The sequence below is a fragment of the Halorarum sp. SLYT50 genome (assembly GCF_059821265.1).
Map to the genome: position 1 here is coordinate 1,856,833 of NZ_CM187555.1, position 22,843 is coordinate 1,879,675.

Annotated in this window: 22 protein-coding genes and 1 pseudogene; 18 read left to right on the forward strand and 5 right to left on the reverse strand. The window is 72.3% G+C overall.

Annotation, left to right across the window (positions count from 1 at the left end):
* The first annotated feature begins 15 nt into the window (after positions 1-15).
* From AC6RUA_RS09735 to AC6RUA_RS09785, 11 genes are all read left to right on the forward strand, one after another.
* The gene (locus AC6RUA_RS09735; RefSeq protein ID WP_499812824.1) at positions 16-1,443 is read left to right on the forward strand and encodes a sensor histidine kinase; all 1,428 of its coding nucleotides are present in this window, start codon (positions 16-18) and stop codon (positions 1,441-1,443) included.
* Between the two features lie 272 nt (positions 1,444-1,715).
* Positions 1,716-2,972, forward strand: a complete 1,257-nt coding sequence (locus tag AC6RUA_RS09740) for an argininosuccinate synthase (protein ID WP_499812825.1) — start codon at positions 1,716-1,718, stop codon at positions 2,970-2,972.
* Positions 2,973-2,979: 7 nt separating this feature from the next.
* Positions 2,980-4,452: an argininosuccinate lyase gene (gene argH / locus AC6RUA_RS09745; RefSeq protein WP_499812826.1), complete on the forward strand. Its 1,473-nt coding sequence runs from the start codon at positions 2,980-2,982 to the stop codon at positions 4,450-4,452.
* A gap of 261 nt (positions 4,453-4,713) precedes the next feature.
* The gene (lysW, locus tag AC6RUA_RS09750) at positions 4,714-4,884 is read left to right on the forward strand and encodes a lysine biosynthesis protein LysW (RefSeq protein WP_499812827.1); all 171 of its coding nucleotides are present in this window, start codon (positions 4,714-4,716) and stop codon (positions 4,882-4,884) included.
* Position 4,885: 1 nt separating this feature from the next.
* Entirely contained in the window at positions 4,886-5,782 is an 897-nt protein-coding gene (gene lysX, locus AC6RUA_RS09755) for a lysine biosynthesis protein LysX (protein WP_499812828.1), read from the forward strand.
* Complete coding sequence (gene argC, locus AC6RUA_RS09760; RefSeq protein ID WP_499812829.1) at positions 5,779-6,828, forward strand: N-acetyl-gamma-glutamyl-phosphate reductase; 1,050 nt, start codon at positions 5,779-5,781, stop codon at positions 6,826-6,828. The genes lysX and argC overlap by 4 nt, the downstream gene beginning before the upstream one ends.
* Positions 6,828-7,733: an acetylglutamate/acetylaminoadipate kinase gene (locus AC6RUA_RS09765; RefSeq protein WP_499812830.1), complete on the forward strand. Its 906-nt coding sequence runs from the start codon at positions 6,828-6,830 to the stop codon at positions 7,731-7,733. Before argC ends, AC6RUA_RS09765 begins: the two co-directional genes overlap by 1 nt.
* On the forward strand, positions 7,730-8,911 hold the full coding sequence (locus tag AC6RUA_RS09770; RefSeq protein ID WP_499812831.1) for an aspartate aminotransferase family protein: 1,182 nt from the start codon (positions 7,730-7,732) through the stop codon (positions 8,909-8,911). The genes AC6RUA_RS09765 and AC6RUA_RS09770 overlap by 4 nt, the downstream gene beginning before the upstream one ends.
* Positions 8,908-10,071, forward strand: coding sequence for a [LysW]-lysine hydrolase (locus AC6RUA_RS09775; protein ID WP_499812832.1), 1,164 nt, complete (start codon positions 8,908-8,910; stop codon positions 10,069-10,071). The genes AC6RUA_RS09770 and AC6RUA_RS09775 overlap by 4 nt, the downstream gene beginning before the upstream one ends.
* Before the next feature lie 43 nt (positions 10,072-10,114).
* Complete coding sequence (gene argF / locus AC6RUA_RS09780) at positions 10,115-11,050, forward strand: ornithine carbamoyltransferase (RefSeq protein ID WP_499812833.1); 936 nt, start codon at positions 10,115-10,117, stop codon at positions 11,048-11,050.
* A gap of 102 nt (positions 11,051-11,152) precedes the next feature.
* Positions 11,153-11,923 (forward strand): class I SAM-dependent methyltransferase, encoded by a 771-nt coding sequence (locus AC6RUA_RS09785; RefSeq protein WP_499812834.1) that lies wholly within the window; start codon positions 11,153-11,155, stop codon positions 11,921-11,923.
* Positions 11,924-11,971: 48 nt separating this feature from the next.
* On the opposite strand, the gene AC6RUA_RS09790 is transcribed toward AC6RUA_RS09785, so the two are convergent.
* Positions 11,972-14,137 (reverse strand): ATP-dependent DNA helicase, encoded by a 2,166-nt coding sequence (locus AC6RUA_RS09790; RefSeq protein WP_499812835.1) that lies wholly within the window; start codon positions 14,135-14,137, stop codon positions 11,972-11,974.
* A 220-nt stretch (positions 14,138-14,357) separates the two neighbouring features.
* On the opposite strand from AC6RUA_RS09790, the gene AC6RUA_RS09795 reads away from it, so the two are divergent.
* The 3 genes from AC6RUA_RS09795 (at position 14,358) to AC6RUA_RS09805 (ending at position 16,167) form a co-directional block, all read left to right on the forward strand.
* Complete coding sequence (locus AC6RUA_RS09795) at positions 14,358-14,819, forward strand: histidine kinase (protein WP_499812836.1); 462 nt, start codon at positions 14,358-14,360, stop codon at positions 14,817-14,819.
* Positions 14,820-14,925: 106 nt separating this feature from the next.
* The gene (locus AC6RUA_RS09800; RefSeq protein ID WP_499812837.1) at positions 14,926-15,723 is read left to right on the forward strand and encodes an Sjogren's syndrome/scleroderma autoantigen 1 family protein; all 798 of its coding nucleotides are present in this window, start codon (positions 14,926-14,928) and stop codon (positions 15,721-15,723) included.
* Between the two features lie 51 nt (positions 15,724-15,774).
* The gene (locus tag AC6RUA_RS09805) at positions 15,775-16,167 is read left to right on the forward strand and encodes a universal stress protein (protein WP_499812838.1); all 393 of its coding nucleotides are present in this window, start codon (positions 15,775-15,777) and stop codon (positions 16,165-16,167) included.
* A 15-nt stretch (positions 16,168-16,182) separates the two neighbouring features.
* Here the strand turns inward: AC6RUA_RS09805 and AC6RUA_RS09810 are convergent.
* Positions 16,183-18,686, reverse strand: a pseudogene (locus AC6RUA_RS09810) (DEAD/DEAH box helicase).
* Between the two features lie 301 nt (positions 18,687-18,987).
* The gene (locus AC6RUA_RS09815; RefSeq protein ID WP_499812839.1) at positions 18,988-19,230 is read right to left on the reverse strand and encodes a ferredoxin; all 243 of its coding nucleotides are present in this window, start codon (positions 19,228-19,230) and stop codon (positions 18,988-18,990) included.
* Between the two features lie 410 nt (positions 19,231-19,640).
* On the opposite strand from AC6RUA_RS09815, the gene rpiA reads away from it, so the two are divergent.
* On the forward strand, positions 19,641-20,333 hold the full coding sequence (rpiA, locus tag AC6RUA_RS09820; protein WP_499812840.1) for a ribose-5-phosphate isomerase RpiA: 693 nt from the start codon (positions 19,641-19,643) through the stop codon (positions 20,331-20,333).
* 20 nt (positions 20,334-20,353) lie between these two features.
* On the opposite strand, the gene AC6RUA_RS09825 is transcribed toward rpiA, so the two are convergent.
* On the reverse strand, positions 20,354-20,521 hold the full coding sequence (locus tag AC6RUA_RS09825; protein ID WP_023394975.1) for a hypothetical protein: 168 nt from the start codon (positions 20,519-20,521) through the stop codon (positions 20,354-20,356).
* Positions 20,522-20,673: 152 nt separating this feature from the next.
* Between AC6RUA_RS09825 and larB the strand changes: the two genes are divergently transcribed.
* The 3 genes from larB (at position 20,674) to AC6RUA_RS09840 (ending at position 22,118) form a co-directional block, all read left to right on the forward strand.
* The gene (gene larB / locus AC6RUA_RS09830) at positions 20,674-21,474 is read left to right on the forward strand and encodes a nickel pincer cofactor biosynthesis protein LarB (RefSeq protein ID WP_499812841.1); all 801 of its coding nucleotides are present in this window, start codon (positions 20,674-20,676) and stop codon (positions 21,472-21,474) included.
* A 113-nt stretch (positions 21,475-21,587) separates the two neighbouring features.
* The gene (locus AC6RUA_RS09835) at positions 21,588-21,740 is read left to right on the forward strand and encodes a DUF7563 family protein (protein ID WP_499812842.1); all 153 of its coding nucleotides are present in this window, start codon (positions 21,588-21,590) and stop codon (positions 21,738-21,740) included.
* Between the two features lie 120 nt (positions 21,741-21,860).
* Positions 21,861-22,118 carry a GIY-YIG nuclease family protein gene (locus AC6RUA_RS09840; protein ID WP_499812843.1) on the forward strand — a complete coding sequence of 86 codons (258 nt, stop codon included), beginning with the start codon at positions 21,861-21,863 and terminating at the stop codon, positions 22,116-22,118.
* Between the two features lie 22 nt (positions 22,119-22,140).
* Here the strand turns inward: AC6RUA_RS09840 and AC6RUA_RS09845 are convergent, their stop codons facing one another.
* Entirely contained in the window at positions 22,141-22,749 is a 609-nt protein-coding gene (locus AC6RUA_RS09845) for an NADPH-dependent FMN reductase (RefSeq protein ID WP_499812844.1), read from the reverse strand.
* Positions 22,750-22,843 lie beyond the last annotated feature (94 nt).

A 22,843-nucleotide genomic window follows, 5' to 3' on the forward strand; every position in this document is an offset into this window, starting at 1 on the left:
GGCTCCCACCCGGGCGTGCAGCGAAACTGGTCGCGGGTGCCGGCTCTCCTCCTCGCGGCGTGCGGGGGCGGCCTCGCCGCCGTCCACCTGGTTCACGCGACGCGGATGGACGTGTTCGGCGCGCTCGTGGAGGCGTGGCTCCCGCTCGCGGTCGCGCTCGGGGTGACGGCGATGGGTGTCGGGCTCGCTCGCGGCGACAGGGAACCCGACTGGGGGTGGAGCGTCCTGCGCGGGGTCGCGTTCGGCGTCGCCGCGATAACGCTCGTCTTCGTCTGGACGACCGGCCACCGTCTCATCCGGGGAGAGACTATCGACCACCTCGCGTTCGTCGTCGCCAACACCCTCACCGCGGGGGTGGCTCTCGGCGCGATCCTCGGGTCGTACGACGCCCGCTCGCGGCGCGAACACAGCCGGGCAGAGGCCCTGTTCGCGAACCTCCCGACGCCGGCGGCGTACGTCGAGGACACCGACGCGGAACGGGTCGTGCTGGCCACGAACGACGCCTTCCGGGACGCGTTCGGCCCGGACGCCACGCACGTCGGCCGGCCGCTGGAGGGATGCGTCCCACCGATGACCGAGAGCCGGTCGCTGTCCGCGGCGCTCGAGGAGGGGCCACGCGCGCGGTTCCGGTGTGCCGCGACGGCCGACCACGTGGTCAGGGAGTTCGTAACGACCCCCGTCCCGGCGGGCGTCGCCGACCACGAGTACGTCGTCCTGACGGACGTCACCGACGAGCAACGACGCGAACGACGGCTCTCGGTGCTCAATCGCGTCCTCCGGCACGACGTGCGGAGCGCGGCGAACGTCGTCCGCGGACACACCGAACTGCTCGCCGAGGACCACGTCGACTCGACCGACGAGCACGTCGGCGTCGTCCGGAGTCGCCTCGAGCGGCTCGTCAGGATGAGCAGTCGCGCTCGCGACCTCGACCGACTACTCGCGGGCGAGACGACCTCCCGCACGGTCGACCTCGTGGGCGTCGTCGCCGACCGGCTGGACGCGCGGGCCGCCTCCGGCGTCGGACCGGCCGCCGAGCGCTCGTTCCCCGACGGCCCGGTCGTCGTCCGCGACCACGGGCTCGTCGGGGGGGTGCTCGACGAACTGCTCGACAACGCCGCCGACCACGCCGGTCCCGACGCGCGGACGACCGTCTCGGTGTCGGTCGAGGACGGGACCGCGAACCTGCGCGTCGACGACGACGGTCCCGGCATCCCGTCGAGCGAGCGGGCGGTGCTGGTGCGAGCGCGCGAGACCGACCTCGACCACACCAGCGGACTCGGCCTCTGGTTCGTCAGGTGGGTCGCCTCCGAACTCGGCGGCGACGTGGCGGTGACGACCGGCGGGGACGCGGCCGACGTCGCGGGGACGAGGGTCACGTTCCGACTCCCGCTCGCGACGGAGTCGCCCGCGGAGCGCCCGCTCGCTCACTCGGCCGCGGACTGACCGTCCGCCGTCGAGACCGACTCAATCTTTGCCGGGCGAGCACGTTTTATTACGCTCGACCACTCACGACTCTCCAATGACGGACGACTTCGTCGCTCACGTCCGCCTCTCCTCGGAGCGACGCGTCCCGCGACGGGCCCCGTAGGCCCATCCACACTTCCTCCCCCCGACTCCCGCCGCCTCGCTCGTCGCCCGGCCAGCGTGCACGCCGCGGTTTTGTTCCGAACATTCAATCGCCGAATTTATACGGGAGAGGGCCACAGGTGTCGGTAATGACGCGCGTGGCACTCGCGTTCAGCGGTGGACTCGACACGACGGTGTGCGTCCCGCTCCTCGAGGAGGAGTACGGGTACGACGAGGTTATCGGCGTGACCGTGGACGTCGGCCAGCCGGCCGAGGAGTTCGACGAGGCCGAGGAGACGGCCGAGGCGCTCGACCTGGAGCACTACGTGGTCGACGCGCGAGCCGAGTTCGCCGAACTCTGTCTGGACTCGGTGCGCGCGAACGCCACCTACCAGGGCTACCCGCTCGGCACCGCGCTCGCGCGGCCGGTCATCGCGAACGCCATCCTCGGCGTCGCGGAGGAACACGACTGCGACGCGCTTGCACACGGCTGTACGGGCAAGGGGAACGACCAGCTCAGGTTCGAGGCGGTGTGGCGGGCCTCCGACAAGGAGGTCATCGCGCCCGTCCGCGAACTCGGGTTGACCCGCGAGTGGGAGACGGAGTACGCCGACGAGAAGGACCTGCCCGTCGAGGGCGGCAACGAGGGGGCGTGGTCCATCGACACGAACCTCTGGTCGCGCTCGGTCGAGGGCGACGACCTGGAGGACCCGGGGTACGTCCCGCCGGAGGACATCTACGAGTGGACCGCGACGCCCGGCGGTGCGGACGAGGAACTCGTCGAGGTCGAGTTCGAGGACGGCTACCCGGTCGCGGTCGACGGCGAGGAACTCGACCCGGTCGACCTCGTCGAGCGACTCAACGAGACGGCGGGCGCGCACGGCGTCGGCCGCACGGACATGATGGAGGACCGTATGCTCGGGCTGAAGGTGCGCGAGAACTACGAACACCCGGCCGCGACGGTGCTCCTGACGGCTCACGAGGCGCTCGAGCAGCTAGTGCTCACGAAGGACGAGCGCGACTTCAAGACGCTCGTCGACGACCAGTGGGCCCAGAAGGGGTACCAGGGACTCGTCGACGCGCCGCTGATGGACTCCCTCGAGGGCTATCTCGACGCGAGCAACGCGAAGGTCACGGGGACGGTCACCGTGAAACTGCAGGGCGGCCAGGCTCGCCCGGTCGCGCGCGACTCCGAGTACGCCGTCTACTCCGAGACGGCCGCGTCGTTCAACACCGAGACGGTGGACGGCATCGAACAGGCCGACGCGACGGGCGTCGCCAAGTACCACGGGTTCCAGGACCGCCTCGCGAACGAGGTCATGGAGCGCGCGACGGGGGGCGAGAGCGAGGACGACGAGGACGAGACGACCACGCTGACGACGGACGGGGGCGACGACGCGGAGTGACGGGTTCATGAGCGAGGAGGACTCCGAGACCGTCGTTCGGCGCGAGCGCTTCGCGGGCGGGCCGGCCCGCTCGTTCCTGTCGAGCCTCGCGGCCGACGAGCGCATCTTCGCGGCCGACCTGGCGGTCGACCGCGCGCACGTCGTCATGCTCGCGGAGCGGGACGTAATCGGCGACGACGACGCGGCGGCCATCCTCGCGGCGCTCTCCGGGGTGGCAGCGGACGGCCACGGCGCGCTCCCCGACGGGGAGGACGTCCACGAGGCCATCGAGTCGGCGGTCGTCGACCGGGTCGGTCCGGAGGGCGGGCGGATGCACACCGCCCGCTCGCGGAACGACGAGGTGGCCGCCTGCATCCGCTACCGCCTCCGCGAGGACCTGCTCGACGCCGCGGAGGCGACGCTGACGCTCCGGGAAGCGCTGCTCGACGCCGCGGAGGCGGAGGCCGAGACGGTGATGCCGGGGTTCACCCACCGCCAGTTCGCCCAACCGACGACGGCGGGCCACCTGCTCGCCTCCTACGCGGGCGCGCTCGAACGCGACACGGCGCGCCTGCTCGACGCGTACGACCGGACGAACGTCTCGCCGCTCGGCGGCGCGGCGTTCGCGGGCACGCCGTTCGATGTCGACCGCGAGCGCACCGCCGAGTTGCTGGGATTCGACGGCGTCGTGGAGAACGCGACCGACGCCTCGACCGCCCGCGACTTCCTCGTCGAGGCGTGCGCGGCGCTCGCGGGCGTCTCGCTCACGCTGTCGGGGCTGGCGACCGACGGCATCGAGGCGGTGACGGACGGCTACCTCGTCCTCGCGGACGACTACTCCTCCACCTCCTCCATCATGCCCCAGAAGGTGAACCCGGACACGCTCGAACTCGTCCGGGCGGCAGCGGGCGACGCGGTCGGCGGGCTGACGGGGCTGGTGACGACGCTGAAGGGACTCCCCCGCGCGTACAACCGGGACCTCCAGCGTGCCACGCCCCACGCGTGGGAGGCCGTCGACGCCGTGACCGAGGCGACCGAGGTGGCCGCCGGTGCCGTCGCCACCGCCGAGTGGGACGCCGAGGCGTGTGCGGCCGACGCGGGCGCGGGCTTCTCGACGGCGACCGGCGTCGCGGACGCGCTCGCGATGGCGGGCGTGCCGTTCCGCACGGCGCACGAACTCGTCGCGGCCGCCGCGACGGACGCCGCCGACGGGGCCGGCGCGGAGGCGCTCGCCGCAAGTCTTGACGCGGCCGCTGAAGAGGTACTTGATGACTCCCTATACACGTACGTGAGCCGTGAGGACGTCCTGGCCGCGCTCGACCCCGTCGGGAGCGTCGCCGCCCGCGACTCGCGCGGCGGCCCCGCCCCCGCCGCGCTGGCCGACTCCCTCGCGCGCACCCGGACGACACACGAGACCCACGCCGCAGCGGTCGCGGAGCGCCGCGAGGCGCTCAGGGACGCGGCGGCGCGGCGCGACGAGGCGGTGAGCGCGTATGTCTGAGGCGTGCGCGACCGTCGGCGTGCGACCGCCGCGGCGCCGACCACGACCCCCGCGACGACCGCAGCCGTCGCGAGCGGTCCCGCGCCCGCTCCCGCGACCGTTCCCGCGGCCCCTTCGGGGCCAACATCACTCATCCGACACGGGAAACGGACACGGCGGATACGAACGCTCTCTGGCCTGCTGAGCCGCGACTGGGTAGTATAATTCTGTAGACAGTATCGACGGATTAAAGTCGGTTAAGACGATACGGACGGGTACGTCATGACCGAAGCCGAGTGCGTGGAGTGCGGGGCGGACGTGACCCTCCACGACGACCTGGAAGTCGGAGAGATCCTCGACTGCGACACCTGCGGTGCGGAACTGGAAGTGGTGGAGGTGTCCCCGCCGGTCCTCGCTCGGGCTCCGGAGCTCGAGGAGGACTGGGGGGAGTGAGATGAAGGTCGGTCTCCTCTACTCCCGCATCCGGAAGGACGAGAAGCTCCTGCTCGCGGAGCTGCGCGAGCGCGGTCACGAGGTGGAGAAGCTCGACGTGCGCGACCTGCGCTTCGGGCTGAACGGCGACTCCGGTACCGCCGCGGCCGCCGCCGCGGACTGCGACCTGGTGCTCGACCGGTGTCTCGCCACCTCGCGCTCGCTGTACGCGAGCAAGTTCCTCGCTCACTACGGCGTCCCCGTGGTGAACACCCCGGAGACGGCGGAGGTGTGCGCGAACAAGGTGAAGAACAGCCTCGCGCTCTCGGCGGCGGGCGTGCCCACGCCCGCGACCGAGGTGGCGTTCACCACCGACGCGGCGCTGGAAGCCGTGGAGTCGTTCGGCTACCCCTGCGTCATCAAGCCCGTCATCGGCTCGTGGGGGCGCCTGATGGCGAAGATCGAGTCGCGCACCGCCGCCGAGGCGGTGCTCGAACACAAGGCGACGCTCGGTCACTACGAGCACAAGGTGTTCTACGTCCAGGAGTTCGTCGACAAGCCGGGCCGCGACATCCGCGTCGTCGCCTGCGACGGCGAGCCCGTGGCCGCGATGACGCGCTCGTCGGACCACTGGCTCACCAACGCCGCGACGGGCGGCGAGGCCAGGGCGTTCGACCTCGACGACGAGGCCGAGGCGCTCGTGCGCGCCGCCAGCGACGCGGTCGGCGGCGGCCTGCTCGGTATCGACCTGATGGAGATGGGAGACGGCGGCTACACCGTCCACGAGGTGAACCACACGGTCGAGTTCAAGGCGCTCGACGGTGCGGTCGACGTGGACGTGCCCGCGGCGGTCGTCGACTGGCTGGAACTCAGAGCCGAGACGGCGGACTGCGACCACGGGGTGACGGCGCCGGCATGAGCGACGGGCGGACGTTCACCGCCGCGGTCGTCGGCGGCTCCGGCTTCACCGGCGGGGAACTGCTCCGCCTGCTCGCAGGCCACCCGTCGTTCGACGTGGTACAGGCGACGAGCCGCGGGTACGAGCGCAAGACGGTGGGGCACGTCCACCCGAACCTCCGGTCGCTCGACCTCCGGTTCAGTTCGCCCGACGACCTCGACTCCGTAGACGTGCTGTTCGCCGCGACGCCACACGGCGTCTCGATGGAACACGTCGACGCCTACCGCGAGGCCGCGGACCTCGTGGTCGACCTCTCGGCGGACTTCCGGCTCTCCGAGGAGGCGGCGTACGACGAGTGGTACGACGGGCACGTCGCGCCCGCGCACCTCGACGACGCGGTGTACGCGCTGCCGGAACTCCACCGCGCGGACCTGCCGGGCGCGGAACTGATCGCCGCGGGCGGCTGTAACGCCACCGCCGCGATGCTCGCGCTGAAACCGCTCGTGGACGACGGCGTCGTGACCGACGACGACCGGACCGTCGTCGACGTGAAGGTCGGCTCCTCGGAGGGCGGCGCCGGCGGCGGTGCCGCCTCCTCGCACGCGGAGCGCTCGGGCGTCGTCCGGCCGTACGCGCCGACCGGCCACCGCCACCAGGCCGAAATCGAGCAGGAACTCGGCCTCTCGACGGCGTTCACCGTCCACGCGGTTGACATGGTCCGCGGCGCGTCCGCGACGTGTCACACGTTCCCCGCCGAGGCCGTCACCAAGGGCGACCTCTGGGGCGCGTACCGCGAGGCGTACGAGGAGGAACCGTTCGTCGACCTCGTGGCGGGCGGCGGCGACGTCTACCGCTACCCGGAGCCGAAGGCCGTCGCGGGGACGAACCGCGCGGAGGTCGGCTTCGCGCTCGACCCCGGCAACGCGCGCGTGGTCGCGTTCGCGGCCATCGACAACGTGATGAAGGGGTCGGCGGGGCAGGCGGTCCACGCCGCCAACGTCGCGCTGGGACTGGAGGAGACGGCCGGCCTCGACCGACTGGGCCTGCACCCGGTGGGGGCGCCATGATGCCCGCGACGCCCGGCCTCCTGACCGACGGCGGCGACGCGCCGCCGGTCGTCGTGAAACTCGGCGGCGCGCGCGCGGTCGACCCCGCGGGTGCGGTGGGCGACGTCGCCCACCTCGCGGCGAACGGCCGCCGCGTCGTCGTCGTCCACGGCGGGTCGACCGCCGTCGACGACACGCTGCGGGAACTCGGGCGCGACCCCGAGTACGTCGAGACGCCGAGCGGCGTCACCGGCCGGTTCACGGACGCGGAGACGATGGAGACGTTCTCGATGGTGCTGCCCGGGAAGCTGAACACGGACCTCGTCGTCGCGCTCCGGAACGCCGGCGTGGACGCGCTGGGTCTCTCGGGCGTCGACGGCGGCCTCCTCACCGGCCCGCGCAAGTCCGCGGTCCGCGTGCTGGAGGACGGCAAGCGGAAGATTCGCCGCGGGGACCACTCCGGGCGCATCGAGTCGGTGAACGCCGACCTCCTCGACACGCTGCTCGCGGACGGCTACGTGCCCGTGGTCTCGCCGCCGATGCTCGGCGGGGAGGAGGACGGCGCCACCGCGGTCAACACCGACGCCGACCGCGCGGCCGCCGCGGTGGCGGGCGCGCTCGGCGCGGAACTGGTCGTCCTGACGGACGTGGCGGGCGTCTACGCCGACCCGGACGACCCGGAGACGCTCATCGACTCGGCGGCGACGCCCGCCGAGTTCGCGGCGGTCGAGGAGGCCGCCGAGGGGTTCATGACCCGGAAGGTGATGGCGGCGACCGAGGCGCTCGAATCCGGCGCGCGCGCCGTCGTCGTCTCGGACGCGAACGTCCGGGACCCGCTGGTTGCGGCGCTCGACGGCGCCGGCACGCGCATCGAGCGGTCGGCGGTCGTCGAACCGGAGGCCGCCGCCGGAGGTGAGGGGTCGTGACCGCCTCCGACTCGGACCCGTTCGCCGGCCGCGAGGGCGCCGGCGAGGGGTTCGTCTACTCGGAGAAGCCGCTCGGAATCGCGTCCGGCGAGGGCGTCTACCTCACCGGGGGCGACGGTACCGACTACCTCGACTTCGGCGCGTCGTACGCCTGCGCGCCGCTCGGTCACTGCCCGCCGGCGGTCGTGGAGGCCGTCCAGGAGCAGGCGGCCGACCTGCTGTACGTACAGGGGTCGTACCCGGTCGCCGCGCGCACCGGCCTGTACGAACGGCTGGGCGCGGTCGCGCCGGGCGACCACTCGAAGGTGTGGCTGTGTAACTCGGGGACGGAGGCGAACGAGGCGGCGATGAAGTTCGCCCGCTCGGCCACCGGGAACGAGAAGATCGTCGCCGCCAAGCGCGGCTTCCACGGCCGGACGATGGGCGCGCTGGCGATGACGTGGAAGCGGAAGTACCGCGCGCCGTTCGAACCGCTGGCGGGCGGCGTCGAGTTCGTCGAGTACGGCGACGAAGGAGAACTCGACGCGGCCGTCGACGACGACACGGCGGCGGTGTTCCTCGAACCCGTCCAGGGCGAGGGCGGCGTCAACCCGGCGACCGCGGAGTACCTGCAGGCCGCGCGCGACCTCGCGACGGACGCGGGCGCGGCGCTCGTGTTCGACGAGATTCAGACGGGGCTCGGCCGGACCGGCGCGCTGTGGGCCTGCGAGCACGCCGGCGTCGTCCCCGACGCGCTCACGACCGCGAAGGGGCTCGCCTCGGGCCTCCCGGTCGGCGCGACGCTGTGTGCCGACTGGCTCGCGGACGGCGCGGGCGAGCACGGCTCCACCTTCTCGGGCGGGCCGGTCGTCTCGGCGGCCGCGAACGCGACGCTCGACGGACTCGTCGGGCGCGACGTGCCCGGCCACGCCGGCGACGTGGGCGCGTACCTGCGCGAGGAACTGGCGGCCGCCGTCGAGACGGAGGACCTCCCGGTCCGCGAGATACGCGGGCAGGGACTCATGCTCGGCATCGAGGTGAAGCGGGGGGCGAACCGAATCGTTCGCGACCTGGCGCTGGAGCACGACGTGCTCGCGCTCCCCGCCGGGCGGTCGGTCGTCCGCCTGCTCCCGCCGCTGGTAATCGAGGAGGCGCACGCGGACCGGGTCGTGGACGCGCTCGCGGAGGCGCTCGGATGACGACCGAGACCCCCGACGCGGACGACGCGGACGGCGACACGAACGACGCGGACGGCGACGCGACGGACGCCGAGTTCGACGCGACCGCGGACCACCCCGCGCTCGACACGGCGGCGCGCCGCCTGCTGTTCGAGTTGGTCTCGACGCCGTCCGTCTCCGGCGAGGAGGCGGCGGCGGCCGACCGCCTCGTGGCGTTCTTCGAGGCGCACGGGCGCGAGGCGTACACCGACGCGGTCGGGAACGTCCGCGCGCCCGCGGACGACGCGGTGCTGCTCACCTCGCACGTCGACACCGTCCCCGGCGAGGTGCCGGTCCGGATTACCGACGGCGCGGGTGACGACGCCGCGCCCGAGGGCGGTCCGGTGCTGTGGGGGCGCGGCAGCGTCGACGCGACCGGCCCGCTCGCGGCGATGGCGGCGGCGGCCGTCGAGACGGGCGTCTCGTTCGCGGGCGTCGTCGGCGAGGAGACGGACTCGCGCGGCGCGCGCCACCTCGTCACGGACCGGCCGGAACCCGACGCGCTCGTCAACGGCGAGCCGTCGGGCTGGGCGGGCATCACGCTCGGCTACCGCGGCTTCCAGGCGGGCGAGTACGCCGTCTCGACCGAGTCGGCACACACCGCTCGCCCGGAGCCGAACGCGCTCGAACTGGCGACGGCGTGGTGGGAGCGGGTCGCGGACGCGTTCGAGAGCGACGAGGACGACGCGAACGCCGTGTTCGAGTCGGTGACGGCGAAACCGGTGGAGATGGACGGCGGACTCTCGACGGACGGGACGGCGTTCGAGGCGCGGGTGCGCGCGCAGTTTCGGACTCCGCCGGGGCTGTCGGCGGCCGAGATACGGGAGACGGCGACCGACGCCGTCGAGGCGGGCGACGTGGCGTGGGAGGAGTCGATACCGCCGGTGCTGGGCGACCCGCGGAGTCCGGTCGCCACCGCGTTCCGCGGGGCCATCCGACGAGGGGGTGGCTCCCCCAGACTCCTCCGGAAGACCGGCACGGCCGACGTGAACCTGTACGCGGGCGCGTGGGACTGTCCGATGGCGACGTACGGTCCCGGCGACTCCTCGCTGGACCACGCCCCCGACGAACGCCTCCCGCTCGCGGAGTTCGACCGCGCGCTCGACGTGCTGTGTGCGGTCTGCGAGCGCCTGACCGACTGACGACCGAGACACCGAGACGATGACCGACGACACGACCCCAGAGATGAGCGCAGACACGACCCCGACCCCGACCGACTCGACCGAGGAGTTCCCGAGCGACGTCCTCGACGTGGACGACCTGAGCGCGGCCAACCTCGACGCGGTCCTCGACCGCGCGGCGGCGCTCAAGACGGGCAAGGACCTCACGCACCTCCCGCGGACGACGCTCGCGATGCTGTTCGAGAAGCCGTCGACGCGAACCCGCGTCTCCTTCGAGACGGGGATGACGAAACTCGGCGGGCACGCGATGTTCCTCGGCCCGGACGACATCCACCTCGGTCACGGGGAGCCGCTGAAGGACACCGCCCGCGCCATCGCCGGCTACGCCGACTGCATCATGGCGCGGGTGTTCGACCACGAGGACGTCGAGACCATCGCCGAGTACGCCGACGTGCCGGTCGTCAACGGCCTGACCGACGACGCGCACCCCTGCCAGACGCTCGCGGACCTGCTGACGCTCCGCGAGGCGTTCGGCGACCTCTCGGAGACCACGGTGGCGTGGGTGGGCGACGGAAACAACGTCGCCCGCTCGTTCGCGCTGGGGTGTGCGCTCGCGGGGGTCGACCTCCGCGTGGCGACGCCCGACGGCTACGGACTCGGCGAGGACTGCCTCGCCCGCGCGGCCGACTGCGGCGGCGCGCCGACGCTCGCAGACTCGCCGGCCGCGGCGGTGGCCGACGCCGACGCCGTCTACACCGACGTCTGGGTGAGCATGGGGGAGGAGGACGAACGGGCGGCGAAACTCCCCGCGTTCGACGGCTACCAGGTGAACGCGGACCTGCTGGCGGACACGGACGCGCGGGTGATGCACTGCCTGCCCGCCCACCGCGGCGAGGAGGTGACCGACGACGTACTCGAGTCCGACCGCGCGCTCGTCTGGGACCAGGTTGAGAACCGCATGCACGCCCAGAACGGGCTGCTGGTCGAGCTACTGGACTGAGGCCGAGACACCGGAGCGGAGACGGAGCAGAGCCGAACCGGAGAGGGCGACCCCGGAGCCGACCGCCGGACGACTCTTCGACCGGGCCGGCGTACCGGTCGCATGGACGACGACGCGACACGGAAGACGGCGACGGCCGACGCGTTCGGCGACAGCGCCGAGGGATACCTCGACAGCGCCGCCCACGGCGAGGGCGCGGACCTCGACCGCCTCGCGTCGTGGTGCGGGGACGCGACGCGGGCGCTGGACGTGGCGACGGGCGCCGGTCACACCGCGGGTGCGCTCCTCGGCGCGGGCGTCCCGCGCGTCGTCGCCGCGGACGCGGCGAGCGCGATGGCCGCCACGGTCGCCGCGGCGTTCCCGGGCGTCGAGAGTGTCGTCGCCGACGCCGAACGGCTCCCCTTCGCGTCCGGTGCGTTCGACGCCGTGACGTGCCGCATCGCGGCCCACCACTTCCCGGCGCCCGAGGCGTTCCTCGCGGAGGCGCACCGCGTGCTCCGCCCCGGCGGCGTCCTCGCGTTCGAGGACAACGTCGCGCCCGCGGACGACGCGCTCGGCTCGTTCCTCAACCGCCTCGAAACGGCGCGCGACCCCACGCACGTCGAGTCGCACACGACGGCCGCGTGGCGCCGGTGGATGACCGAGACCGGGTTCGACGTCCGCGGGACGGAGCGCGCGGTCAAGACCATCGAGGTCGACCCGTGGCTCCGCCGGTCGAGCGCGCTCGACGCCGAAGACGGGGCGCGGGTCCGCCGACTGCTGGCCGACGCGCCGGCGGAGGCGGCCGCGTTCTTCGACGTCCGCTCGGAGGACGGGGAGGTCCGGTCGTTCGAGAGCCACAAGGCGCTCGTCCGGGCGGTCCGCCCGGAGTGACGAACTCCCGCCGCACTCGCGTTCACCGCCGCGACTCCGGTGCCGGTGTCACGGCTCGGGCGGCGCGCCGTCGTACGCGTCGTGGTCGGTGTAGAAGTTCAGCATCGCGAACCGCAGCTTTCCGGGTTCGACGTCGATGAGTTCCGTCCGCTCCTCCGGCGGGAAGGTGTCTCGCACCGAGTACTTGCCCATGTCGGCGCTCGTGTACCGCTCGTCGAGCAGCAGGCGCACGCCGAAGTCGTCGGGCGAGCGGATGACGCGCCCGAGCGCCTGCCGCGTCTTCCTGACCGTCGGAATCTCGACGGCGTACTCCCAGCCGGCGTCGCGCGAGCGCTCCGCGAACGCCCGGTCGTACGCGTCCTGGACCGCCTCCATCCGCTCGGAGAGGCGCGGGTACGGCACGCCCACGACGGCGACGGTCCGGGCGGCGTCGCCGTCGAAGCTCACCCCCTCCGCGAGCGTCCCCCACAGCGAGGTGAACAGCGCGGCGTCGTCGCTCGACACCAGCCTCCTCCGCAACGCCTCGGTGTCCTGCCCGCTCCCGTCGAGTAGCAGGTCCCCGTGCGCGGGGTCGCCCGACAGCAGTTCGTGGTAGCGCTCGGCCTCCGCGTACGACGGGAAGAAGAGGAGACTGGCGCCCGGCGTGAACCGCACCGCGTCCGCGAGCGCCGACGCCACCGTCTCCTGGGTGGCGGGTTCGTCGCGCTCGGAGGCGAACAGCGCCGGCGTCGAGACGGCGTACGTCCGGCGGTTCGCCTCGGGGTACTCCAGCCCGTACGCGAGCGTCACCGGGTCCGTCAGGCCGAGGACGTCCTCGGTCACGTCGAACGGCCGGAGCGTCGCGGACATGAGCACGCTGGCGTACACCTCGCCGAAGAGGTCCGCCGTCACCTCCCGCGGGATGCAGGTGTACAGTTCGGCCCGGCCGTACACCTCGTCGGTGCCGGCGTCCCGGCGGACCGACACCATCGGGTGCTGGCCGAGTTCGCCGCCGCCGTCCATCCAGGCGGCGACGAAGGCGGCCGCCTGGAGGGTCTGACACTCCCGGCGGGTCGTCGTCTCGCCGCTCTTGTACGCGTCCTCGTACTCCTCGTCGAGCCGCTTGCCGAGTTGGAGCGCGAGGTCACACTCCGTCCGGATGCCGCGCCCCTCGTACCGGTCGAGGAACGCGAGCGTCAGGTCGTCCCGACGGTCCTCGTTCGCGACCGAGACGTCCGTCCAGTTCTCGCCGACGCCCTCGCGCGCGCCGAACCCCAGGTTCGCGTCGTACGTCTCCCGGAGCGCGTCGCGGAACGCGCCGAGGACGTTGCGCGCCGGCTCCGCGCGCGAGTCGTCGCTCTCCTCCAACTCCCCGAGCGCCGACTCCAGCGTGTTCTCCGTGAGGCTCCGGCTGGCGTGTTCCCGGGCGGCGTCCTCGACGTTGTGCGCCTCGTCGAACACCGTGATGACGTCCTCGGGGTCGCGGTCCAGCCACCGGAAGAACTGCTCGCGAATCGTGGGGTCGAGCAGGTGGTGGTAGTTGCAGACGACCAGTTCCACCTCCTCCATCCCCTCTTTCAGCAACTCGTACCCGCAGAACCCCCGCTCGCCGGCGTACTCGTACACCTCGTCGGGGGTCCGAACGTCGGCGAACAGCCACGAGAAGAACTCGCCGGTGTCGCGGGTCAGGTTGTTGAAGTAGTGGTCGCAGGTGTTCGTCGTCTCCTCGATGTCGTCCTCCAGCGAGTCGAGTTCCTCCGCGACGGCCTGCCGGGCGTCGGCGGCCGCGTCGTCGCCCTCGCGCATCTCGTCGGTGAGGTCGTCCAGCCGCCGTTCCAGTTGCTCCCTGTCCTCGCGGTCGTCGACGAGCGACCGGGTGGTGTCGCGGAGCGTCTGGCACTCCTGGTAGTCGACGTCGATGTGGCACATCGACGCCTTCCCGCGGAACACGCTCGCTCGGATGGGTTCCGTCGCGTTGATGGCGCGCGCGTCCTCGACGAACTGGCGCATCTGCTGGTGGACGTTCGTGGTGATGACCACCGTCCGGTCGTGCTCGCGGGCGTGCGCGAGCGCCGGGACGAGCGCCGAGAGCGTCTTCCCGGTGCCGGGCGCGCCCTCCATGAGCACGTCCTGCCCCCGCGCGAGCGCGTTGCCGACCCGGTCCATCGCCTCGCGCTGGTTCGGGTACGGCTCCTCGTAGGGGAAGAAGCGCAGGTGGCCGTCCGTGGTCGACACACCACCACTACCGGCTCATCGGATTTGAACGCTCGGGATGCGTGGAGCCGGCTCACCACCCGCCGGTCGTCCTCCGGGCGAGGCCGGCCGACGCCGCGGACGGCGAGCGGTCCGGTCGGTTCGACGGGACCGAAACCCCCTCTTGACGTTTACCCCGGCGAGCGTGTGGTGTGCCACACCGGGGCACGATAATGCCGGTTCGTGGTGATATCACGCGCGTATGGCGACCGAAACCGTCGCAGAAACCGAAGTATCGACCGGAAACACCGAGTGGCGCGGTGGCGTCGTCGCCGGCCTCGCGGGCGGCGCGGCGATGGGCGTCATGCTGTCGGTGCTGATGACGCCGGTCATCGAGGTGGCGATTCCGTCGATGTACGGGCTCCGGGGCGGCCTCGCGGGCTGGTTCGCCCATATGTCACACGCCGCGGTGCTGGGCGTCGGGTTCGTGGCGGCGGCGCACGCGCTCGACGTCCGGTCGACCGTCCGCTCGGTCGGCCTCGGCGTCGGCTACGGCGTCGTGCTGTGGGTCGTCCTCGCCGTCCTCGTGATGCCGGTGTGGCTGTCGGCGGTCGGCTCGCCCGCCAACCCGCCGTTCCCGAACGTGAACGTGATGAGTCTGGTCGGTCACGTCGTCTACGGCGCCGTCGCGGGCGCGGTGTTCCCCGCCGTCCGCGACCTGTGAGGCGGGCAGAGTCGTTCTCTGCCCGCGGCGTACCCGTACACCGACGGACACACCACACTGCCGCACCGCCGCTGACTTTTTCGCCGTGCCTACCGTTCGTCCCCCTATGAGCGACAGCGACTCGGACCCGGGGTCCGACGACGACTCGGGATTCGACAAGGAGGCCGAACGCGAGAAACTCCGGGAGAAGTTCGCCAAGGACGAGGAGAAGCGGGAGTCGACCCGCCGGATGAGCGAACTGCTGCTCAAGGGGGCGACGATGACGAACCGCCACTGCGACACGTGCGGGTCGCCCGTCTTCCGGCAGAACGGACAGGAGTTCTGCCCCACGTGCGACGCCGACGGGACCGCTTCCGCGGACGCCGGGAGCCGGGAGTCCGAGGCACAGACCGACGACGGGCCGGGGGCGGCCCGCAACGCCGGTACCGGGGGGCCGCAACCCGCCGACGCGCCGTCCGAAGTGACCGACGTGACCGATGTCAGCGGCGCCGAGACGGACGGCCGAGTCACCGACGAGAGCGCGAGTCGTCCGCCGGCGGGGTCCCCCGACGCTCCCGACACCGGTGCCCCGCGGTCGCCCCCCTCGCAGTCGCCGGGGTCGGAGCCGACCCGGGCGTCGACGGCAGACCGCGCTCCCGCCCGGCCGGCGGCGGAGGTGGGAGCGTCGCCGCAGGGGTCGCCGTCGGGCCCGTCGAGCGGTGCGGATACCGCGGCGACCGACCGTCGGGAGGACGCGCGCGACCGAACCGGCGACACGACCGTCGCGCGCGACGCGCTCGTCGCCGCCCTGACCGCCCACGCGAACGCGGCCACGACCGACGACGCCCGGCGGGCGCGAGACCACCTCGCGGCCGCCCGCGAGGCGGCCGAGGCGCTGGCGGCGCTCGACCGGGTCGGACGATAGCTCGGGCCGGCGAGCGGCAACCGTTATCGGGACGCGGTCACCTTCTCGTGCATGAACGTGCTCGTCGCGGTCGACGGCTCCGACAACAGCATGCGTGCGCTCCGGTTCGGGGTCGAGTTCGCGGACCGGTACGAGGCCGAGTTGGACGTGGTCCACGTCACCGACAGGGAGACGCCGGCGACCGAGGAGGTGCTCGACCGGGCCACGGAGGTGCTGGAGTCGATGGGGGCGACGGTCGACCCGGAACTCGACGTGGTCGAGGAGATGGAACTCCCGACGGCGCGCGAATCGGGGAAGGAACTGTTGAAACTGGTCACCGACCGCGGGTACGACCACGTCGTCGTGGGCTACCACGGCGCCGGTCACGTCGAACGAGCCATCCTCGGGAGCGCGAGCGAGACGGTGATTCGGGGCACGCCCGTCCCCGTGACCGTCGTCCCCTGATTCGCGCTGCTCGGGCTACTCCGGGTAGTCGCTCCCGACGACCTCCCGAATCCGCTCTGCGGTCACCGCTCCGACGCCCGACACCTCCTGGAGGTCCTCCTCGCGGGCGGTCATCACCGCCTCGACGGTGCCGAAGTGGTCGAGGAGCGCCCGCGCGGTCACCGGACCGATGTCCGCGATGGAACTCACGACGTACTCCTGTTGTTCCGCGAGCGTCTTGCTCGCCTTCTCGCCGTGAGCGGACACCTCGCGGTCGCTCGTCTCCTGTTCGCGCCGCGCGATGACCTCCAGGAGGTCCGCGGTCTCGGCCTCGTCGGCCGTCCGGAGCACCGAGGCGTCGAAGTCGACGGCGAGCGACGCGAGCGCGCCCCGCACCGCGTTCGGGTGGACGTTCCGCTCGCCGTAGAGGTCCTCCCCTTCGATTATCACGACCGGCCGGGCGTACGCCCGCGCGGTGTCCTTCACCTGTTCGAACATCGAGCGGTCGCCGCCCACCAGCGTGTCGAGGAAGTCCGCGACCGACTTCCGCTCGACGGCCACTCGGTCCGACAGCACGTAGTCGCCCACCGCGAGCGTCTCCAGCCGGGTCGTCACCCCCTCGCGCGTCGAGAGGTCCCGCGCGATGGTCGAGTCGAGTTCCCGCTGGTCGACGACGATCTCGACCCCGTCGGCGTCCGCGTCGGCGGTGGCGACGACGCCCTCGTCGTCCGCGTCGGCGCTCGTCCCGTCCGACTCGCCGGCCTCGGAGTCCGGTTCGGCGTCGCCGGCGAAGTCGGCCAGACCCGGCTGGCCGTCTCCGCCACCGGCTCCGGTCTCCCCGCTCGCGTCGCTCCCCCGTCGGCCGTCTCGGCCGGTCCGGTGGCGTCGGCCGAGTCGGCCGTTCCCGCCGACGCGTTCTCGGCTCCGGTTCCCGCTTCGGCACCGTCGAACTCCGTGAGCGCGGACTGGCCGTCGTGGAGTTCCGCGCTCACCTCGTCTGCGACGCCCTTGAGCGCGCGGAGTTCCTCCTCCATCCGGTTCTCCTTGCGCCTGCTTATCCAGAAGTACGCCTCGTCGCGGGTGTCCTCGGCCATCAACACGACCACCTTCCCCTCGTCCTGCCGGCCGGTCCGCCCCTTGCGCTGGATGGAGCGGATGGCCGTCGGCACCGGTTCGAAGAAGAGGACGAGGTCCACCTCGGGCACGTCCAGCCCCTCCTCGGCGACGGAGGTGGAGACGAGCACCTCGAACTCGCCGGCGCGGAACGCGTCGAGCGTCTCCCCCTGCTGTTTCTGGGTCATCCCGTCGCTCCCCTCCTTGTCGCCCTGCCCGACGAACCGCCGGGTGTCGAACGACGCCGAGAGGAACTCCGTCAGCGCCTCGGCGGTGTCGCGCGACTCCGTGAACACGATGACGCGTTCGCCGCCGCCGATGCCGAGCGTCTGGGCGAGCAGCACCCGGGTGCGGCGGAACTTCGGGTGGAGGTCGTCGAACGACTCCGCGCGCCGCATCGCCTCTCTCACCTTGGGTTCCGAGACCAACCGCTGGCTCGCCTTCGACGCGCCCGACGAGCGGGCGGCGTTGCGCTGGCGCTCGAAGTAGCGCCGGAGCGCCTCGACGCTCTGCGTCTCGACGAGTTCGACCGCTCGCCGGAGCTTCATTATCTCGGCGTGCGTCGACATCCCCTTGTACGCCTCCGACTTGCCCGAGTCCATCATGCGCTGGAGCTGCGCGCGCATGCCGTTGAGCTGTTTCTGCGAGACGTCGGGCTGGGTCGTGTTCGACACGCCGATGGACTTCAGCTTCTCCAGCCGGTCCCGGATAACCTCGTTGAGCGCGTCGCGCATCTCGATGATATCGTCGGGAAGCTGGATGGTCTCCCACTCCACGTCGGTGTCGTGGGTGTACTCGGCCACGTCGGCGTCCGCCTCGGTCATCACCTCCACCTCGTCGATGCCGAGGTTCTCACAGACCGTGAGAATCTCCTCCTCGTCGCCGCCGGGCGAGGCGGACATCCCCGTCACGAGCGGGTTCTCGGCGTCGGTGTGGTAGCGCTCGGCGATGTAGACGTACGCGTAGTCGCCGGTCGCGCGGTGACACTCGTCGAACGTGAGGTGGGTCACGTCCGCGAGCGAGACGCGGTTGCCCACCAGGTCGTTCTCGACCACCTGCGGGGTGGCGATGACGATTCGCGCGTCGTCCCACACGGCCGCGCGGTCGTCCGGCCGCACGTCGCCCGTGAACACCACCACCTCCTCGTCGTCCATCCCGAGCGCCTCGCGGTAGAACGCCGCGTGCTGCTGGACGAGCGGCTTCGTCGGCGCGAGGAACAGAGCCTTGCCGCCCACGGTCGACAGCCGCTCGGCCGTCACGAGCAGCGACACCGTCGTCTTCCCCAGCCCGGTCGGCAGGCAGACGAGCGTGTGCGCCCGCGTCGCCGTGTCCGCGAGTTCGACCTGGTAGCGCCGCCGCTCGATGAACTGCGGCGCGAGCATCGGGTGCTCGACGTACTCGGTGTCGGGGTCGGCGGCCTCCGCCATCCTTGCCTCCTACTCCGTCGTCGCGGGTAAACTTTCCCGAACCGGGGCGAAAGTGAAACCCGCCCTCAGGCGTCCTCTCGTCGACGGGCGGGGGACCGGCGCTCCTCACACGCCCGCTCGGGGACCGGCACACCCATGAGCGCGGCCCACTCGGGGATGTGACACTCCTCTGTCTCCGTCATCGGTAGAACGCACCACGAGCACCGAGTTAATCGTTCCCCCTGTTCCCAGTTGCTGACGCGGTCGTTTTCCGTGGGTCTCGCCGCGACGCGCCCCAAGTATCACCCGGGTTCGGACGGCCTCAGACGACCCGCTCGCCGTCGTCGTCGTACAGTCGGATGGCGTCGACCGGGCAGGTCCGCGCGGCGAACTTCGCGTCGAGTTCCGCGCCCTCGGGGACCTCCAGCGAGAACAGGTCCGGTTCAACCTCCTCGGCCCCCCGGAGGTCGGCCTTCCCCTCGTCCATGTTCTTCTCGAAGGCGTCCCACTCGGCGACGCACTGGTACATCCCGACGCAGGTGTCGCGGTCGAACTCGATTCGCATACCCAGGGGTCGGGTCCGGGCGGCCCTAACGGCTTCGTCACGCGACGGCGGGACCGGGGGCCGTCCGCGCCGTCGGCTCACACCGCCAGCAGTCGCGCGACGGGGACGCGAATCCCCGAGAGTGTAGCGTCTCTCGGGGCGAACACCGGGCGGTGTCCCGGTCGATAGCGTCCTCGAGCGCGTCGGTACAGACGCCACACGCCGGACGCGGCGGCGCGCGCGCCGGCGGGACCGACCGTGGCGGGCCGACACCAGCGCCGCCGCCAGCAGGGCGAGCAGGGAGCGGTTCGGGCGGAGATAGCGAGGGACACGACAGCACCAGCGACGCTGCCGAGCGAGTACTTCGGGTGGAACGGGCGGCCCGAGCGAAACGAGCAAGCGTTTTGCGCCCCGCGGGCGACCCCCCGCGCATGAAGTCGAACGCTGGCGGCGACGACGCCAAGCGGGCGGCGGGCGAGGGGGCGGCGGCGCTCGTGACCGACGGCGACGTGGTGGGACTCGGCACCGGGAGCACGGCGGCGCACGCCATCCGGCGGCTGGGCGAACGGGTCGCGGACGGACTCGACGTCGAGGGGGTGACGACGTCGTACCAGTCGCGCGAGTTGGCTCGCGAGGCCGGCGTCCCGCTCCGCTCGCTCGCGGACACGGCCCGCGTCGACGTCGCCGTCGACGGCGCGGACCAGGTGGCCGGCGGCGACCTGATAAAGGGCGGCGGCGCGGCCCACGCCCGCGAGAAGGTGGTCGACGCGGCGGCCGACCGGTTCGTCGTCGTCGTCGACGAGACGAAACTGGCCGAGGCGCTCACCCGGTCGGTACCCGTCGAGGTGCTGCCGGCCGCCCGCGCGAGCGTCGCTGCCGCCGTCGCGGACGCGGGCGGCGACGCGACGCTCCGCGCGGCCGAGCGCAAGGACGGCCCCGTCGTGACGGACAACGGCAACCTCGTGTTCGACTGCGGGTTCGGCCGCGTCGACGACCCCGCCTCGCTCGCGCGGACGCTCTCGGCGACGCCCGGCGTCGTCGAACACGGCCTGTTCGTCGGGCTGGCGGACGACCTGCTGGTCGGGACGCCGGACGGGGACGTGACTACCCGGTCGGTGAAATAAGCGGAGAAAGGACGACCGACTTACAGGTCGCGCGGCTGGACCGTCTTCCGGTCGTTCGCCTCGGCGCGTCGGGCCGAATCGTCGAGGAGTTCCGCGACTTCCTCGTCGAGCGCGTCGTAAAAGTCCGACGCGACGTTCTTGTCATCCAGGTACTCCTTGACGGCTGCCTTGACGATGAGGTCTGCCATGCAGGCGTCGTTTCCGACGCCCGCCTTATAAGATTTCCCAAATTCGGCCGTACACGAGGGGTCTCGCGGCCGTTTGTGGCGGATGCGCCCGCCGGATTTATAAGTCACCGGCCACCGACGACCGCAAGTCGCTGCGCCCCCGTGTCGGGAGCATGCGTGAGACGCTCGACGCGCTCGCGGCCGGCGACCTGACGCCCGCGGAGGCGGAGGCCCGGTTGCGGGGGTACGCGACGGCGGACGTGTCCGGCGACGGCGACGAGGCAGGGCGACGCGCGCGGTTCGACGCGGCGCGCGAGACGCGGCGCGGGCTCCCGGAGGGCATCTTCGCGGCGGGGAAGACGCCGACGGAGACGGCCGCGCTCGCGTCGACGGCGCTGGAGACGACCGGGCGCGCGCTCGTGACCCGGGCGGACGACCGGACCGCGCGGCGCGTGCAGTCGTACCTCGCGGACGCGCACCCCGACGCGACGGTCGACCGGAACGCACGCGCGCGAACGCTCCTGGCCCGCACGCCGGCGTTCGACCCGCCGGCGGTCGACGCCGACGTGGCCGTCGTCACCGGCGGCACCGCCGACGCCGCGGCGGCCGGGGAGGCGGCCGTCGTCGCGCGCGCGGCCGGTCCGCGCGTGCGGACGTACGAGGACGTGGGCGTGGCGAACATCGACCGGGTGCTCGACGTGACGGACGACCTCCGGGGGGCGGACGCGCTCGTGGTCGCCGCCGGACGGGAGGGGGCGCTCCCCACCGTCGTCGCGGGACTGGTCGACGCGCCCGTCGTCGCCCTCCCGGTCGCGTCGGGGTACGGGGCGGGCGGCGACGGACTCGCGGCCCTGCTCGGCATGCTCCAGTCGTGTACGGTGCTCTCGACGGTCAACGTGGGCGCGGGGTTCGTCGCGGGCGCACAGGCGGCACTGGTCGCCCGTCGCGTCGCGTCGGCGCGCGCGGGGGACTGATTCGGCCACAAATCACGGAACGAATGCCCGACGGGCTTGTCGAACGATGGCAAGGGTATATCTGTGCGCACGTTGTACCGTTGCTCGCCGGCAGCGGTGGATGCCGGTCGACCATGCCACGCTGCGACCACTGCGGGTCGCATATATCCGACCGCTTCGCCCGCGTTTTCAGCGACGAGCACGGGAGGCTCAACGCCTGCCCGTCGTGCTCCGCGAACGCGGGAATCGCCGAAGCGGCCCGAGATCGGACCCGCGCCGACGACTGAACCGCTCTGTGACCACCTCACTCGCCGCAGCGGCCACCACACACCTGCCCGCCCGGACCGACCGGGCGGGCCTTCGCGGTACGCCGCCGGTTTCTTACCGCCGTGCTCCCTCCTCCCCCCGTGGGTGGCCACTACGTCTACGTCGTGGAGTGCGCCGACGGGAGCTTCTACACCGGCTACACGACCGACGTCGACCGCCGGGTCGCCGAACACGACGCGGGCGAGGGGGCGAAGTACACTCGCGGGCGGACGCCGGTCCGACTGGTCCACGCGGAGTCGTTCGACTCGCGGTCGGCCGCCATGAGCAGGGAGTACGCCGTGAAACAGCTCTCGCGCCGGCAGAAGGAGCGGCTGGTCACGGGCGAGCGTCAGGGGTAACCGGCGCGCACAGTCAGCACCGTCACTCGGGGACGTCCAGGAACTCCCCCTTGTGGCCGGCGTGGTGGGCGACGCGGCGGCCCAGTTTCTCGGTCCGGTCGCGGAGGCCGTCGTCGACGAACTCGAACCGGGAGTCCCTGCCGATTCCCGCCCCCGGTTCGTCCCGCTCCTCGAAGCGGTTCCGAGCGTTCCGGATGCCGACCTGGAGCGGGACGGTCCAGCCGTGGACGCCACGGACGGTCGCGCGCATGTGTTCGAGCGTCCCCTCGTAGGAGCCGCCGCCCGCGGACGCGAGCAGGCCGACGACGGTGTCTTCGTACTCGTCGAACGAACACCAGTCGTGGAAGCTCCGGAACGCGGAGGAGTACGACCCGTGGTAGACGGGCGTGCCGACGAGCGCGCCGTCGGCCGCCCGCATCCGCGCGAGCAGGTCGGCGACGTCGCCGGCGTCCTCCGGGTCGACGTCGGGATGGTACATGGGGGCGTCGAGTTCGGGGTCGCCGAGGTCGATGTAGTCGGTCTCGGCGCCGTACTCCGCGGCGGCGTCGAGCGCGTAGTGGAGCGCCGCGCGCGTGTAGCTGCCGTCCCGGCGCGAGCCACAGACGGCGACGACGAGGGGTCGCTCTGTCATGCTATCGCTCGGGTGCCGACGCCGAAAAGCGCCACGATAGCGGCGGACGGAGCCGTCTCGCGACTGCCCCACCGCCGTTCGGCCGGCCGCGGAC